Source organism: Arthrobacter sp. MMS18-M83 (assembly GCF_026683955.1).
Taxonomy (GTDB): domain Bacteria; phylum Actinomycetota; class Actinomycetes; order Actinomycetales; family Micrococcaceae; genus Arthrobacter.
In genome coordinates, this window is sequence record NZ_CP113343.1 from 3,964,505 (window position 1) to 3,979,341 (window position 14,837).

Here is a 14,837-nt window from a genome sequence, read left to right on the forward strand (position 1 = left end):
TGCTAAGCCGCCGCGGCGTCCAGGGCGGCAAGGAGCGCTTGGGCTGCGGCCGTTGGATCCTCTGCCTCAGTGATGGCCCGGACCACCACGATGCGGCTGGCGCCGGCTTGCACCACTTCCTCAACGTTGCTGAGATCAACGCCGCCGATTGCGAACCAAGGGAGCACAACGCCGCCCACTGTCTCCGCGTCTGCCTTCTTGATGGCCTCGGCAGCGTACTTCACGAGATCGAGCCCGACGGCGGAACGCCCGGGCTTGGTGGGGGTTGCCCACACCGGTCCGACGCAGAAATAGTCCAGGCCGCTGCGGCCAGGCGATGCGGCAATGGCAGCGTCAATCTGTTCGGGCGTGTGGGTCGAAAGGCCGATGATGGTGGGGTCGTGGAGCAGCTTCCGGGCCGAGCGCAGCGGGATGTCCTTCTGGCCGATATGGAACACCGGAGCGCCGGAGAGGGACGCGATATCTGCGCGGTCGTTAACGGCCCAGAGACGGCCGTGACGGTGCGCCACGGAATGCAGGACTTCCAGGAGTTCCAGTTCCTCGGCCGCTTCAATGGTCTTGTCCCGCAGCTGGATGATGTCCACGCCGCCCTCGAATGCGGCATCGACAAACTGCTCAAAGTCAGCCTGTTGCTTGCGGGCGTCGGTGCAGAGGTACAGGCGGGCGGTGGTGTGGACATCGTGCTGGGTCATGGAAACAGAGTAGTTCCTCTAAACTGGGCTGGTACCGCGGGAGCCGCGGCGGCAGTCACAATCGCCGCGCGGCTGAGAGGGCTTCAGCGCCGACCGCTTGACCTGATCCGGCTAGTACCGGCGTAGGGAAGGACTCCATGGACGAAATGAACACTCAGCACGAACCCCTGCACGCCGATGTGGCGGTGATTGGGGGCGGTGTGATCGGCCTCGGGATCGCGTGGGAGGCCCGCAGGTCCGGCCGCTCGGTGGTCCTCATCGACCCCGCGCCGGCCAGCGGCGCTACGTTTGCGGCAGCGGGCATGCTGGCGCCCGTCAGCGAACTGCACTACCAGGAAGAGGACCTCCTGGAACTCATGCTCGAATCGTCGGCCTTGTGGCCGGACTTCGAACGTCACTTGTCCGGCTCAAGTACCGGACGTAGTACTGGATACCGCACGACGCCGACCCTCGCCGTCGGCGCGGACGCTGCGGACCGCCGGGCGCTCGCCGACCTCCGGGACGTCCAGCTGGCCAACGGTTTGGTGGTGGAATCTGTGCCCCTGCGCGAGGCACGCGAACGTGAGCCGTTGTTGAGCCCCCAGATTTCCTGTGCCTTCCACATTCCCGGGGACCACCAAGTGGATCCGCGAAAACTTGCGGGTGCGATTGTTGGCGCGCTGGGAGACCACCAACCAGGTGACTCCAGTTGGGTTGAGGGGGCCGAGGATGGCTTTGCGGTCCGCAACAAGGCGGCGAGCCTTCTGTGGGAGGACGGGCGCGTCGTCGGGGCTGAGCTCGAGTCAGGCACACGGGTGCTGGCCAAGGAAACAGTGGTGGCCAACGGCCTGCACGCTGCCCGGTTGAACGGACTGCCGGATGGCTTGTCCCTCCCGCTACGCCCCGTGTACGGCGACATACTGCGGCTGCGCGTTCCGGAACACCTTCGGCCCCTGGTTACCGCAACGGTCCGCGGGATGGTGCGGGGGGTGCCGGTCTACATCGTCCCCCGGGAGGACGGGACAGTGGTGATCGGCGCAACGCAACGCGAGGACGGCTTGTCGACTTCGGGTGGATCCGCGAACTCGGTGTCGGCCGGTGGGGTATACCAATTGCTCCGCGACGCGCAGGTGCTGGTACCGGCCGTAGCAGAATTGGAACTCCTGGAAGCCACTGCCCGCGCCCGTCCGGGGACACCGGACAACGCACCCCTGCTGGGAAGGGTGGCAACAGGCGCCGGCCCCGAAGGAACTGAAGGCGCAGTGCACGGCCCCATCGTGCCCGGCCTCATTGTGGCCAGCGGCTTCTTCCGGCACGGAGTGCTCCTGACCCCGGCAGCCGCGAAAATCTGCGTCGGACTCATGGACGGCACTGGCGATCCACGCTGGAACAAGTTCCGCCCGGACCGCTTCTCCAAACCACCCGCACAAGCGGGCGTCGCGACAAACGGCTCGCAGCCTGCCACCTTAGACCCTCTTACGAAGGACCACGCATGAACATCAAATTGAACGGCGCCGATCACACGCTGAGCGACGACGCCTCCGTGACCACGCTCGTCACCCACATCACTGGACGCGCCTTGGATGCCAAGGGCCAGGCGGCCGACGGACGAAAGATTGGGGTCGCCGTCGCGCGCAATTCCGAAGTGGTGCCACGCAGCCAATGGGCTGCAACCGCGCTCGCAGAAGGCGACGAACTCGAAATCGTTACCGCAGTACAGGGAGGTTGAACCATGACCACAGCAAGCACTCAAACAGCAAGCACCCAAACCGACGCCTTGGTGATCGACGGCGTTGAGTTCAACTCGCGCCTCATCATGGGGACCGGCGGAGCGCCGAGCCTGGACGGCCTGGGGGCAGCCCTGCTGGCCTCGGGTACCGAACTCACCACCGTTGCCATGCGCAGGTACTCGCCCACGGAAACAGGCTCACTGTTCCAATTGCTCGTGGATCACGGGATCCGTGTCCTTCCAAACACCGCCGGCTGTTTTACCGCAAAGGACGCTGTCATGACAGCCGAGCTTGCCCGGGAGGCACTGGAAACGGATTGGGTGAAGCTCGAGGTCATCGCCGACGAGCACACGCTCCTGCCGGATGCGGTGGAACTCGTGGATGCCACCGAAAAACTCGTCGACCGTGGCTTCAAGGTCTTCGCCTACACCAACGACGACCCTGTGCTGGCGCTTCGCTTGGAAAACCTCGGGGCTACCGCCGTGATGCCTTTGGGGGCGCCAATCGGCACCGGTTTGGGCATCCTGAATCCCCACAACATTGAGCTGATTGTTTCCCGTGCTTCAGTGCCGGTAGTCCTCGACGCCGGCATCGGCACCGCGTCCGACGCCGCCCTTGCCATGGAGCTCGGCTGCGACGCCGTACTGCTGGCCACCGCCGTGACCCGGGCCCAGAACCCCGTGCAGATGGGCGAGGCCTTCAAACACGCCGTCATCGCCGGTAGGCTGGCGAAGCAGGCGGGCCGCATCCCGCGCCGGGAGCACGCTCTGGCGTCCTCAGCCATGGAAGGTCGGGCCGAGTTCCTCTAGGGGGCTTCTGCCGGACGCAGGGGGCATCCTGCGAAGGAATCCACGTCAGCGAAGGAGCCCCCCCATGGCCGGCAAGGATGACGTTCTCACCGGGTCCGCGATCAACGACGCCTTGGCGGAGCTGCCAGACTGGCGGTACCGCCTGGGCGGTCTCGTCACCGCCTACAAATGCCCGACCTCGGCTGCCGCGCTTGGACTGATTGCCGCCGTCGGGCACATCGCCGAGGAACAGAACCACCACCCGGACCTGGACTGGCGGTACAACCGGGTGTTCGTCCGCTATACGTCCCACGACGCCGGGAGCGAGGTAACGCAGCGCGACATCCGCGCAGCCACCCGCGCCAGCCAAGCAGCCAAGGAAGCCGGGGCCGTGGCCGAGCCGGGACTCCACCGCACGGTTGAGGTTGGAATAGACACCCCTGATCCCGGAGGAATTTCGGAAGTCTGGCGAGTGGCGCTTGGATACCGCAAGGGCCGGTCCGGAGGCCTTGAGGATCCCTATGGCCGCGGGCCCAACGTGTGGTTCCAGGAAACCCAAACTCCCAACCCGAACCGGCTCCACCTGGACGTGCACCGAAGCCAGGCTGAATCGGAACCCGCCGTGGAGAAGACCGCCGCTACCGGGGCGTTAATGGACCATGACCACGCACCCAAATGGGTGGTGGTCACGGATTCACAAGGAAATAGGTTGTGCCTCTGCACCGAAGCAGGCGACGAGCCGGATCTGTAATCACAGCTTTAGCGCCAGCAGGAGCTTCAGCACCAGCTAGAGCCGCAGGGCTGCCGTCAGCTGCGCAGTGTCGTGCCGGAACCGATGGCGGCCCAGGAAGAACGCGACAACCGCGGCCGCCGCAGTGCCCAGAATGATGGGCAAGACCCACGGGATCCAGGTCACGCCGGGCTGGTAGCCAAAGCCGAGCTGGATGAAGACCATCCAACTCAGCATGGCGACGGCTACCGAAACGCAGGCGGGGACGGCGATTCCGTAGGTGCCACGATGCTTGTCATTTCCCCAGACAATGAAGCCTGAAGCGATGGTGGCTAGCGCCACGATGACAAGTGAGAGCATGCGGACTCCTGGCTCGCTGGTGATCTGAGGTGAAGCTTAGAGGGCGCCGAAACCGACCCTGCGGACTTCCTCGGCCCCGATCTCAACGTAGCCGAGGACGTTGCCGGGGACGATGACCTGGCGGCCCTTCTCGTCGGTGAGACGCAAGTCTGTTCCATTGGCAATGGCGTCGCCCACGATCTTGGCAACAGCCTCGGCATCCAGAGCGGACTCCAGCACGATCTCACGGCCAACGTTCTGAATGCCGATCTTTACTTCCACAGCAGGGCCTCCCAGCCAATCAAGAATTTACACAGTCCTCTATTTGTAGCCTAGGACTCTTTGGGGAAGCGACTGATTCCGCGCCAAGCTAAACGGTAGATCAGGTCGCTGGCCACATCGAGGTCCAAATCGCCGTCGGTTTCGAGCCAATAGCGCGCGCTGACCTGCGCCATTCCAGCCAGGCCCCGGCCCAGCAACTGTGCCTCCAGCGGGGGCAGCTTGGTGTCTTCGGCAATGACCTTGGCGACGGCGTCGGCGAACGTGCGGTTGAAAGTCTCCAGGCGGGAACTGACGTCCGGGTCATTGATGAGGTCGGATTCGAAAACGAGCCGATGCGCCTGGTCATCGGCCGCGATGAAGCGATAGTAGGCGCGCATGACGGCCTGGACGCGTTCCTTGTTGTCCGAGGTCGAATTCAGTGCCGTGAGCATCTGGTCCGTGAGCATGGCCAGATGGCTGTCCAGGAGTGCCATGTACAGCTCCCGCTTCGACGGGAAGTGTTGGTACAGCACCGGCTTGCTGACATGGGCAGTCTCGGCGATTTCGTCCATGGCTGCGCCGTGGAAGCCGTTGGCAACAAACACTTCCAGGGCGGCGTTCAGGAGCTGGGCCCGGCGTTCATCGCGTGGCAGCCTCGCCGAGCGGGGCGAAACGGTCCGGTCTTGCTTGACCTGGGCCTCCTGTTTGATACGTGCGCTCTCAGCCACTTGTCTGCCGCCTTTCCTTTGCAGTTATGACCACAATACTGCGCAGTAATATGACCGGGCGGCACCGGCAGGCATACTTTGGAGTATGGCCACTACTTTTGCTGCCCAAACGTTGCCGTCCTCACTGCCTCCCCTCGTGGAACCGGCCGGAGAGCTGACCACCGAAGAGGTGGAACGCTACTCGCGCCACCTCATTATTCCCGAAATCGGAGCGGCCGGTCAGCGACGGCTCAAGAACGCGAAAGTGCTGGTGATAGGTGCCGGTGGATTGGGCTCACCCGCCCTGCTTTACCTGGCCGCAGCCGGGGTGGGGACGCTTGGCATTGTGGACGACGACGTCGTCGACCTCAGCAACTTGCAGCGTCAGGTCATCCACGGGGTGGCCGACGTGGGCCGGCCGAAGATTGAATCTGCGCGGGACGCCATCAAGGAACTCAACCCGCTCGTGAACGTCCAACTGCACAACGTGCGCCTGGACTCTTCCAACGCTCTGGAGCTCTTCGCCGGCTACGACCTCATCCTGGACGGCGCGGACAACTTTGCCACGCGGTACCTGGTGAACGACGCTGCCGCCATTCTCGGCAAACCTTATGTGTGGGGATCCATCTTCCGCTTCGACGGCCAGGTCAGCGTGTTCTGGGAGAAGCACGGCCCCAGCTACCGCGATCTCTATCCGGAGGCACCTCCGGCCGGCTCTGTCCCGTCCTGCGGCGAAGGCGGCGTGTTCGGCATGCTGTGCGCCGCCGTCGGCTCACTCATGGTGACAGAGGCAATCAAGCTCATCACCGGCGTCGGGCGTTCGATGCTTGGGCGCGTGGCGCTCTTTGACGCGCTCGGCGGCAGTTGGCGGGAAATCAAGGTTTCCAAGGATCCGGAGGCCGAACCGATTACCGAGTTGACCGACTACGAGGCTTTCTGCGGCATTACCCCTGCGCCCCCAGGCGACTCGGTTCCGACCGTCACGGCCACCGAACTTTCCGCGATGCTCGCGGCTCGCGCGGCGGGGGAACGCGACTTCGAACTGGTGGACGTCCGGGAGGTTGGTGAACACGAGATTGTGAACATCGACGGCTCGGTGCTCATCCCGCAGGGACGGATCCTGGCGGGGGAGGCTTGGACGGAGCTTCCGCAGGACAAAGAGATCGTGTTCCATTGCAAGGGCGGCACCCGTTCCGCTGCGGTGCTCGCGGCAGCACAGCGTGCCGGTTACACGCGCGTCAGCCATCTCGACGGCGGGATCCTGGCTTGGGTGCGCGACGTCGAGCCCGGCAAGCCGGTCTACTGACCCGACAGCGTACTGAACACGAAAGGCCCTGACATGAGCGAGGATTCCTTGACAACACCGCAGCATCCCATCGGATCGGGATTCGGCCACGGTTCCACGGCGTCGGACGTGCTCACCGGGGTGGACCTCCACGGTAAAACGGCCATTGTCACCGGGGGCTACTCCGGGCTCGGCCTGGAAACGGTACGGGCATTGTCCGCTGCCGGGGCGCGGGTCACGGTTCCAGCCAGGCGGCCCGAGCACGCGAAAGAAGTCCTCACCTCGGCCGGTCTGGGGCCGGAACAAGTGACCGTGGAGGCCCTGGATCTGGCCGACCAGGAGGGGGTGAAGGATTTCGCGGCACGCTTCCTGGAATCGAACCCAACACTGGACATCCTGATCAACAACGCGGCCATCATGGCTAGCCCGGAGCAGCGCGTGGGTCCGGGTTGGGAATCCCAGTTCGCCACCAACCACCTGGGCCACTTCACGCTTCTCAACACGTTGTGGCCCGCGTTGGCGGCTGCCGGCTCGGCCCGCGTCGTGTCCTTGTCCTCCACAGGACACAAACTCTCGCCGATCCGTTTCGAGGACATCAATTTCGAGACCGGCTACGACAAATGGAAGGCCTACGGCCAGGCAAAGACGGCCAATGCGCTGTTCGCCGTGGAACTGGACCGCCTGGGCCGGTCTTTCGGCGTGCGGGCCTTTGCGGTCCATCCCGGAGGCATCATGACCGAGTTGCAGCGCCACCTGCCACGGGAAGAAATGGTTGCCGCAGGGTGGATGGATGCCGAAGGCAACGTCAGGGAGGGTTTCAAGACTCCGGAGCAGGGAGCCGCCACGTCCACGTGGGCAGCCACGTCACCGGCCCTGGATGGCATGGGCGGGGTGTATTGCGAAGACTGCGACATCGCCAACCCCACGGACCCGGCCTCGCCGCTGGCTCGGTACCAGGGCGTCGACGCGCACGCCGTGGATCCTGAAGCGGCGCAACGGTTGTGGGCCGTCTCCGCGGAAATAACGGCCGTCAACGCGTTCGGGTAGGACCCCGCGGTTCCCGAACCACCACAGCAAGGGACATGCTCATTCTTGGTCAATGCCGCTGGACATAACCCTGTTATGTCCAGTCCTGGCGATCAGGGGAGCGCATGCTCTTGCGGCATGGGGCTTGCGAACCGCTTGGGGCGGGCGGCGTCGCGTGTGCGACTATGCGCTTTCAGCCTGCTGAGGTGCCTGTTGGTGGTCCACAGGGCATTCAGTTGCCGGGGCAGCGGCAACAGGCTGTTCCACCTGGATTCCGTACAGGGCCTCGAGTGCGGCCACGTACTCGTCTTGCTGGCCGTTGGCGGCAAGCTCCCTCGCACGGACCGTGGGGATGTGGAGCAATTGCTTGACCATACGGCGGAGGGCGAACTCGACTTCTTCGGCTGCGGCGGTGCAGCCGTGGCGCGCCCGGACTTTCTCCATTTCGGCGTCGAGGACGCTCATGGTGTGGCGGCGCAGCGCCACAATGGCCGAGTCAACAGAGCGGGCCTCCCGCTCCTGTTCGAAGGCTGCTGCTGCGCCGGACACAATAGCGCTCGCTTGTGCCAGCGACTCCGCCTGTTCCTGGGGCGCTGCCAAGCGGATGGATTCGAGCGTCAGGAGCTCGACGCCGTCGAGCTCGCCCACTGCAGGATCGAAATCGTGGGTGAGCGCGAGGTCGATCGCGATGAGCGTTTGAGGGGACAACGCGCGGACCTTGGCAAGTTCCGCGGCCTCCACGCGCGTGTCCGATCCGCTGCAGCCGATCATGACGTCCGCCGCGGCGACGGCGGCAGGAAGGGTTTCGGCGTCGAGCGCGGTTCCGCCGCGGGTCGCCACAAAAGCCTCGGCCCGGCCGGACGACGAATAGACCGACACATCGGTGCAGCCCCGCTCGCGAAGAAGTGACATGGTGGCTCCGGCGTAGGCGCCGGTTCCGAAGACGACGACCTTCTTGGTGCTCCAGTCGGCGTTCTCCGAGAGATCCGTGGCGAGGTCCAGGGCAACGGAAACGATCGACAGGCCACGCGAACCGAGGGCAGTCTGGGCCCCGACGTCCTTGGCGGTCTTGGAAGCGGCCTGGAATAGCCGGACAAGTCCTGAACTTGCGGTTCCTTCATGCTGGGCAGTGATGAGGGCGCGGCGCACCTGTCCAGCGATTTCGCGTTCGCCCACGACGGCGGAGTCCAGTCCGGCGCTCACGGCAAAGAGGTGCCTGCTGACTTCCGGCCCGGTGCGGGTGCTGAAGGCGCGTGACACGAGTTGCTCGTTGAGCCCGCTCAAGCCACTGATCTGAGTGACGAGCGCCGAGCGCGCGGCTTCGAGGTTCTCGACATGCGGCGTTTCGCCATAGATTTCGTAGCGATTGCAGGTGGCCAGGACCACGGCGCCGGAGACAAGTTGGGAGTCGGCCAAAGCGGACGAGGCAACCTCGGATGAACCGTTGCTCAACTGAGCGACGGTTTCAAGGTCGATGTCGGCGTGTGTAGCCACCAATGAGAAAAGAACCACAGCAAAGCAATCATAGCTTTTTCGGCGCCATGTAGAACAACGCACGGCAGTGGTTCTCCGCACTGCTTGGAGTGACGCCCGCCACGTCCCATGGTGTGGGACAGGCTGTCGTTATCTTTTGGGCCCGATCTTCGGCACAATCGAAGGCATGACTTCCAGTTCTGCATTGCCTCACTCCGTGTCGGCCAACCCTGTGTCCGCCGCCGGCGCTTCCGGCATCGCCGCCTCAAGCCTTGACGCAAACCACCCCCTCATGGATGGCCGCACCGCAGACTCGCCCCTGATCCAGGCCTACCGTGGCGGCAAGCCGTCCCGTCGTCCCGTGTGGTTCATGCGCCAGGCCGGCCGATCGTTGCCGGAATACCTCAAGGTCCGTGAAGGCGTTGCGATGCTGGACTCGTGCCTGCGTCCCGAGCTCGCCTCGGAGATCACGTTGCAGCCTGTCCGCCGCCACGACGTGGACGCAGCGATCTTCTTCTCCGACATCGTCATTCCCCTCAAGCTGGCGGGAGTTGGCGTCGACATCGTGCCCGGCGTCGGGCCCGTCCTGGACAAGCCCGTCCGCACCGCGGCCGACGTCGCCGCGCTGCCGCAGCTGACGTGGGAAGCCCTTGAACCGATCCGCGAGGCCGTGCGCCTGACCGTGGCGGAGCTTGGCGCCACCCCACTGATCGGCTTCGCAGGTGCGCCGTTCACTCTCGCTGCGTACATGGTGGAAGGCAAGCCGTCCCGGGACCACCTCGGTCCGCGCACCATGATGCACGCCGATCCGGAAACCTGGACCGCCCTGGCCAATTGGGCCGCGGATGCTTCCGGAATGTTCCTGCGCGCCCAACTGGAAGCCGGCGCGTCTGCCGGGCAGCTGTTCGACTCCTGGGCGGGCTCTCTTGGCCTGGCCGATTACACCAAGTACGTCGCTCCTGCCTCGACCCGTGCCCTTGACCACGTTCGCCACCTCGGCGCGCCGTTGGTCCACTTCGGCACGGGAACCTCCGAGTTGCTTGTCGCCATGCGGGCCGTCGGAGTGGACGTCGTGGGCGTGGACTACCGGCTGCCGTTGGACGAAGCGAACCGACGACTGGGCGGCACCGTCCCTCTGCAGGGCAACATTGACCCGGCGCTCCTTTCCGCGCCGTGGGACGTCCTGGAAGCGCACGTCCGTGAGGTGATCGCCGCCGGCTCTACGGCCCCGGGCCACGTCCTTAACCTCGGACACGGCGTGCCCCCGGAGACAGACCCAGCAGTCCTGACCCGGGTAGTGGAACTCATCCACTCGATCCCGGCAGGGTAGCCGGAATGCGCGGGGCACACCCAAAGCCCGAACACCCCCTTCCCGAGACATCACAAACCGGGCTGACGGCCGTCGTCGTGGGCGGCGGTATTGCCGGCCTCCTCGCGGCACGCGGATTGGCCAAAGCAGGAATCACAGTCACGGTGCTCGAAGCGAGCGACGCGTGGGGGGGTGCGTGGGAAGCCATACCGTGGCCGGCCTTGAGCTGGACAGCGGAGCTGAGTCCTTCGCTACCCGGTCCACCGCAGTGGCCGATCTTGCCCGCGAACTTGGGCTCGGTTCCAATATCGTCGCGCCACATCCGGGGGGCGCCTGGGTGCAGTTGCCTGACGGCCCGCAGGAGCTCCCCAAGACCGGGGTGCTCGGAATTCCCGCGAATCCCTGGGACCCGGAAGTCCGCCGCTCCTTGGGCCTAGCCGGTTCCTTAAGGGCCTCCCTCGACCGCTATTTGCCCGCATCAGTGGGTACCTCAGCCGCGGTCACGAGCGTCTCTGCATTGGTCCGGGCGCGGATGGGGAAGCGGGTGCTTGAACGGCTTGTGGCACCTGTGGTGGGCGGAGTCCACTCTGCCGATCCCGGACTGCTCGACGTCGACATGGTAGCCCCAGGCCTCCGTGCGGCGTTGCGTGAGCACGGTTCGCTTGCCGCTGCAGTGGCCAACCAGCGAAAGGCTACTTCGGGGCAAAACGGAACGGGCGAGGCGAAGGCCGGATCCGCCGTCGGCGGCTTGAAAGGCGGGATGAACACCCTGATCACCGCCCTCGTCGCGGAGCTGCGCTCCCAAGGTGTCACCCTGACTTCCGGTGCCCGGGTGGACTCGATCGCCCGCACCGAAAGCGGCTGGCAGGTTTCCACCGCACACAAAACGTACGACGCCGGGCGGCTGGTGGTGGCGCTTGACGGTCCGTCCGCCGTCGGGCTACTGGAGGACGCCCTTCCGGAGCTGTCCGGGTTGCGTCCCGTGGCGGGCCCGCTGGTGAGCCTGGTGACCTTGGTGGTGGACGTGCCCGAACTGGACCGACGCCCCCGCGGAACCGGAATCCTGGTGGCGCCGCAAACCGCCGGAATCGAGGCGAAGGCCCTGACGCATGCCACGGCCAAATGGGACTGGCTGGCCGAAGAAGCCGGACCCGGCACCCATGTGCTGCGCCTTTCCTATGGGCGGGGCGAAGGGGCGGACGTCGTTGAATTGGCGGCCGCGCGTTCTGTCGCCTCACGCGATGACGATTCTCTGTTTGAGGCTGCGCTCCGTGATGCCTCGACGTTGCTGACCGTGCCGATTGTCCGCGAAGACGTGCTCGATTGGGACGTGGTCCGATGGGCGGGTGCATTGCCGTTCGCCGCGGTTGGTCACAAACAGCGGGTTGCCGAGGTGCGCCGCACCTGCTCCGAAGCCGGGGGCCTGGCGGTTGTGGGCGGCTGGCTCGCTGGAAACGGCCTGGCTGCTGTAGTTGCCGACACGTTTGCGCAAATCGATGCAATTTTGTGAAATGCACCACTTCTACGTCTTGTAGAAGTGGTGCATTTCGACTTAGCGGCATCCACGGGGCAGACTTGTACCATGAGCCACACTTCTGCCGAATCTGTCACTAAAACTGCCGAATCCGAAGAGCAGTTCTTTACGCTGTGGACCGTCTTCAAGCGGTCGGGCGATGTCCTGCGCAGCGCCGATGCTGTCCAGGATTTCGAGCAGCTGGCTGCCAAGCTCGCCGAGGACGGCGTGGTCCTCCGCGGAAGCTACGACGTCTCCGCCATGCGTTCCGACGCCGACGTCATGGTGTGGCTCCACGGGGCCAAGCCCGAGGCCCTGCAGCAGGCCGTTCGTGACATCCGCCGCAGCGCGCTGTTCGCTGGCACCGAGATTGTCTGGTCCGCCATGGGCGTCCACCGCGAAGCCGAATTCGCCAAGAACCACGTTCCGGCTTACGCCCGTGGCGTCGAACCCAGCACTTGGCTGTGCGTCTACCCGTTCGTCCGCTCCTACGAGTGGTACATCCTGCCGGCCGAAGAGCGTGGCAAGATGCTGCGCGACCACGGCATGCTGGGCCGCGACTTCCCGCAGGTCATCTCCAACACCGTGTCCTCCTTCGCCTTGGGCGACTGGGAATGGATCCTCGGCCTGGAAGCGCCTGAGCTGGTTGACCTGGTTGACCTCATGCGCCACCTGCGGGCCACCGACGCCCGCAACCACGTGCGCGAGGAAATCCCGTTCTACACCGGCCGCCGGATCACCGCCGCGGAGATCGCCGAGGTCCTCGCGTGAGCGGCCGACACTCCACCGGGCCAGCCAGCCTTACTGAGGTCAATGACGTCACCGAGGCCGGGCGCATGGCTCCCAAAGAGTACGACGCCGTTCTCCTCGCCTCCTTCGGCGGGCCCGAAGGCCAGGACGACGTCATTCCCTTCCTGCGCAATGTGACCCGCGGCCGCGGAATCCCGGATGAGCGCCTCGAAGAGGTGTCCCACCACTACCGAGCGTTTGGTGGCATCAGCCCCATCAACCAGCAAAACAGGGACCTGAAGGCCGCCCTGGAGGCAGAGCTTGCCGCCCGAGGCATCGGCCTTCCCGTGCTGTGGGGCAACCGCAACTGGGACCCCTACCTTCCGCAAACGCTCCAGGAAGCCTACGACGCCGGCCACCGCAAGCTGCTGATGGTCACCACCAGTGCTTACTCCTGTTACTCCAGCTGCCGCCAGTACCGCGAGGACATCGGCATCGCGCTGACCGAGACCGGCCTTGACGGCAAGCTCGAGGTGGACAAGGTCCGCCAGTACTTCGACCACCCCGGCTTCGTCGAGCCTTTCGTGGAAGGAACCGCGGCGGGGCTCGCAGAAGTGCAGTCGAAACTCGCCGCAGCCGGTCTCGAGGACGCTCCGATCCACATCCTGTTCGCGACCCACTCCATTCCAACCCGTGACGCCGAAGCCGCCGGGCGTTCGGACGCCGAGCCGCGCGAGTTCGAGCAGGACTCGGCCTACGTGGCCCAGCACCTGGCCGCAGGCGCCGAGGTGGTTCGGCGGGTTGAAGCCGAATCCGGGCTCACCGCGCCCTGGTCCCTCGTTTACCAGTCCCGCTCAGGGGCTCCGCAAGTTCCCTGGCTTGAGCCGGACATCAACGATGCCCTTGAGGAATTGGCCGGGCAGGGGATCAAGGGTGTTGTCATCGTTCCGCTCGGCTTCGTCTCCGACCACATGGAAGTGGTGTGGGACCTGGACACCGAGGCACTGGAAACCTGCAAGAACTTCGGGCTAGCCGCCACGAGGGTTCCCACCCCGGGAACCCACCGCAAGTTCGTCTCCGGCCTGGTGGACCTCATCTGTGAGCGGACGGTTGCCAACAACATCGCCGATCGCCCGGCCATGACCGGATTGGGTCCGTGGTACGACGTCTGCCGGCCCGGTTGCTGCGCCAACTTCCGCGGCGAGAAGCCCACGATTGCGGGTGCAGACACCACCGTCGGGACCGGCCATGATGCCTACCCCGTAGGAGAAGGCGCGAAATGACCGTCCGGATCGGTACCCGCGCGAGCAAACTCGCGCTCACCCAGAGCCAGCAGGCAGCTGACCAGCTGGCCGCCGTCGGGGGCTTTCCCGTGGAACTGGTGCGCATCAAGACCGAAGGCGATGTCCGGACGGGCTCCCTGTCCCAGATGGGCGGCAGTGGCGTGTTCGTCGCCGCCCTTCGTGACGCGCTGTTGGCGAATGCGTGCGACGTCGCTGTGCACTCCTTGAAGGATCTCCCCACGGGTGCGGCTCCAGGACTCACCATTGCCGCAACGCCCAAGCGGGTGGACGTCCGGGACGCCTTGTGCGCCCGCGATGGCTTGAAGCTGTCGGATCTTCCGGAAGGCGCAAGGGTCGGCACCGGATCGCCGCGCCGCGCCGCGCAGCTTCGCGCCGCCCGTCCGGACCTTAACGTCGTGGACATCCGCGGCAACGTGGACACCCGGCTGGGCCGTGTTCCGGGGCTCGCCGGCAACCCGGAGGACGCCCCCGGCGATCTCGACGCCGTCGTTCTCGCCGCGGCGGGACTGGACCGGATCAGCAGGCTCGACGTCGTGACTGAATTCTTCGAAACCGACGTCATGCTTCCCGCGCCGGGGCAGGGCTCGCTCGCGATCGAGTGCCGCACGGCGGATGCTCCCGGACAGGCCGTCTCGCTGGAAGGTTCCCAGGGCGCCCAAAATGCCCTCGCCCAGGCCCTCGCCGCTCTGAATGACGAGGACACCCGCCTGGCCGTCACTGCGGAGCGCGCCGTGTTGGCCCGCCTCGAAGCCGGTTGCGCTGCCCCCGTTGGCGCCTATGCCTACCGCAAGGGCAGCATGCTGTACTTGGAAGCCGTTGTCTGCGCCGTGGATGGGAGCAAGACCGTAAGGGAGAAGAAAGCCACGGACGGCCTCACTGAGGTGGGTGCCACATTGCTGGGAATCGAAGTCGCTGAGCTCCTGCTTGCTGCGGGTGCTGCGGACATCACAGATCTTGCCGCTTCCCGATAAC

At 65.4% G+C, this 14,837-nt stretch carries 15 protein-coding genes, 1 pseudogene and 1 riboswitch; of the genes and pseudogenes, 11 read left to right on the forward strand and 5 right to left on the reverse strand.

Annotation, left to right across the window (positions count from 1 at the left end; genetic code table 11):
• Positions 1-2 precede the first annotated feature (2 nt).
• Positions 3-692, reverse strand: coding sequence for a thiamine phosphate synthase (thiE, locus tag OW521_RS18770; RefSeq protein WP_268021080.1), 690 nt, complete (start codon positions 690-692; stop codon positions 3-5).
• A 26-nt stretch (positions 693-718) separates the two neighbouring features.
• Positions 719-838, forward strand: a riboswitch (TPP riboswitch).
• Here thiE and thiO point away from each other — a divergent pair.
• From thiO to OW521_RS18790, 4 genes are all read left to right on the forward strand, one after another.
• Positions 830-2,167: a glycine oxidase ThiO gene (gene thiO, locus OW521_RS18775; protein ID WP_268021081.1), complete on the forward strand. Its 1,338-nt coding sequence runs from the start codon at positions 830-832 to the stop codon at positions 2,165-2,167. Its footprint overlaps the riboswitch before it by 9 nt.
• Positions 2,164-2,400 (forward strand): sulfur carrier protein ThiS, encoded by a 237-nt coding sequence (gene thiS / locus OW521_RS18780; RefSeq protein ID WP_268021082.1) that lies wholly within the window; start codon positions 2,164-2,166, stop codon positions 2,398-2,400. Before thiO ends, thiS begins: the two co-directional genes overlap by 4 nt.
• Positions 2,401-2,403: 3 nt before the next feature.
• Entirely contained in the window at positions 2,404-3,210 is an 807-nt protein-coding gene (locus tag OW521_RS18785; RefSeq protein ID WP_326493976.1) for a thiazole synthase, read from the forward strand.
• Between the two features lie 64 nt (positions 3,211-3,274).
• On the forward strand, positions 3,275-3,940 hold the full coding sequence (locus tag OW521_RS18790) for a 4a-hydroxytetrahydrobiopterin dehydratase (protein WP_268021083.1): 666 nt from the start codon (positions 3,275-3,277) through the stop codon (positions 3,938-3,940).
• 36 nt (positions 3,941-3,976) lie between these two features.
• Here the strand turns inward: OW521_RS18790 and OW521_RS18795 are convergent, their stop codons facing one another.
• The 3 genes from OW521_RS18795 to OW521_RS18805 are packed head-to-tail and all read right to left on the reverse strand — an operon-like array spanning position 3,977 to position 5,247.
• A complete protein-coding gene (locus OW521_RS18795) occupies positions 3,977-4,279 on the reverse strand; it encodes a hypothetical protein (protein WP_268021084.1) in 303 nt (100 codons plus the stop codon).
• Positions 4,280-4,315: 36 nt separating this feature from the next.
• On the reverse strand, positions 4,316-4,540 hold the full coding sequence (locus OW521_RS18800) for a DUF3107 domain-containing protein (RefSeq protein WP_268021085.1): 225 nt from the start codon (positions 4,538-4,540) through the stop codon (positions 4,316-4,318).
• A gap of 50 nt (positions 4,541-4,590) precedes the next feature.
• Positions 4,591-5,247 (reverse strand): TetR/AcrR family transcriptional regulator, encoded by a 657-nt coding sequence (locus OW521_RS18805; protein WP_442781178.1) that lies wholly within the window; start codon positions 5,245-5,247, stop codon positions 4,591-4,593.
• Positions 5,248-5,332: 85 nt separating this feature from the next.
• Between OW521_RS18805 and moeB the strand changes: the two genes are divergently transcribed.
• Both moeB and OW521_RS18815 read left to right on the forward strand, forming a co-directional pair.
• The gene (gene moeB / locus OW521_RS18810) at positions 5,333-6,532 is read left to right on the forward strand and encodes a molybdopterin-synthase adenylyltransferase MoeB (protein ID WP_268021086.1); all 1,200 of its coding nucleotides are present in this window, start codon (positions 5,333-5,335) and stop codon (positions 6,530-6,532) included.
• Between the two features lie 33 nt (positions 6,533-6,565).
• Positions 6,566-7,558 carry an SDR family NAD(P)-dependent oxidoreductase gene (locus OW521_RS18815; protein ID WP_268021087.1) on the forward strand — a complete coding sequence of 331 codons (993 nt, stop codon included), beginning with the start codon at positions 6,566-6,568 and terminating at the stop codon, positions 7,556-7,558.
• Positions 7,559-7,720: 162 nt separating this feature from the next.
• Here OW521_RS18815 and OW521_RS18820 read toward each other — a convergent pair whose 3' ends face one another.
• Positions 7,721-9,049 (reverse strand): glutamyl-tRNA reductase, encoded by a 1,329-nt coding sequence (locus tag OW521_RS18820; RefSeq protein WP_268021088.1) that lies wholly within the window; start codon positions 9,047-9,049, stop codon positions 7,721-7,723.
• Positions 9,050-9,197: 148 nt separating this feature from the next.
• On the opposite strand from OW521_RS18820, the gene hemE reads away from it, so the two are divergent.
• From hemE to hemC, 5 genes and pseudogenes are all read left to right on the forward strand, one after another.
• Positions 9,198-10,340: a uroporphyrinogen decarboxylase gene (gene hemE, locus OW521_RS18825; protein WP_268021089.1), complete on the forward strand. Its 1,143-nt coding sequence runs from the start codon at positions 9,198-9,200 to the stop codon at positions 10,338-10,340.
• Positions 10,341-10,345: 5 nt separating this feature from the next.
• A pseudogene (hemG, locus tag OW521_RS18830) lies at positions 10,346-11,829 on the forward strand (protoporphyrinogen oxidase).
• 72 nt (positions 11,830-11,901) lie between these two features.
• On the forward strand, positions 11,902-12,603 hold the full coding sequence (gene hemQ, locus OW521_RS18835) for a hydrogen peroxide-dependent heme synthase (RefSeq protein ID WP_268021090.1): 702 nt from the start codon (positions 11,902-11,904) through the stop codon (positions 12,601-12,603).
• Positions 12,604-12,668: 65 nt separating this feature from the next.
• Positions 12,669-13,844 (forward strand): ferrochelatase, encoded by a 1,176-nt coding sequence (locus tag OW521_RS18840; RefSeq protein ID WP_268025974.1) that lies wholly within the window; start codon positions 12,669-12,671, stop codon positions 13,842-13,844.
• Complete coding sequence (hemC, locus tag OW521_RS18845) at positions 13,841-14,836, forward strand: hydroxymethylbilane synthase (RefSeq protein WP_268021091.1); 996 nt, start codon at positions 13,841-13,843, stop codon at positions 14,834-14,836. Before OW521_RS18840 ends, hemC begins: the two co-directional genes overlap by 4 nt.
• Position 14,837: the final 1 nt, after the last annotated feature.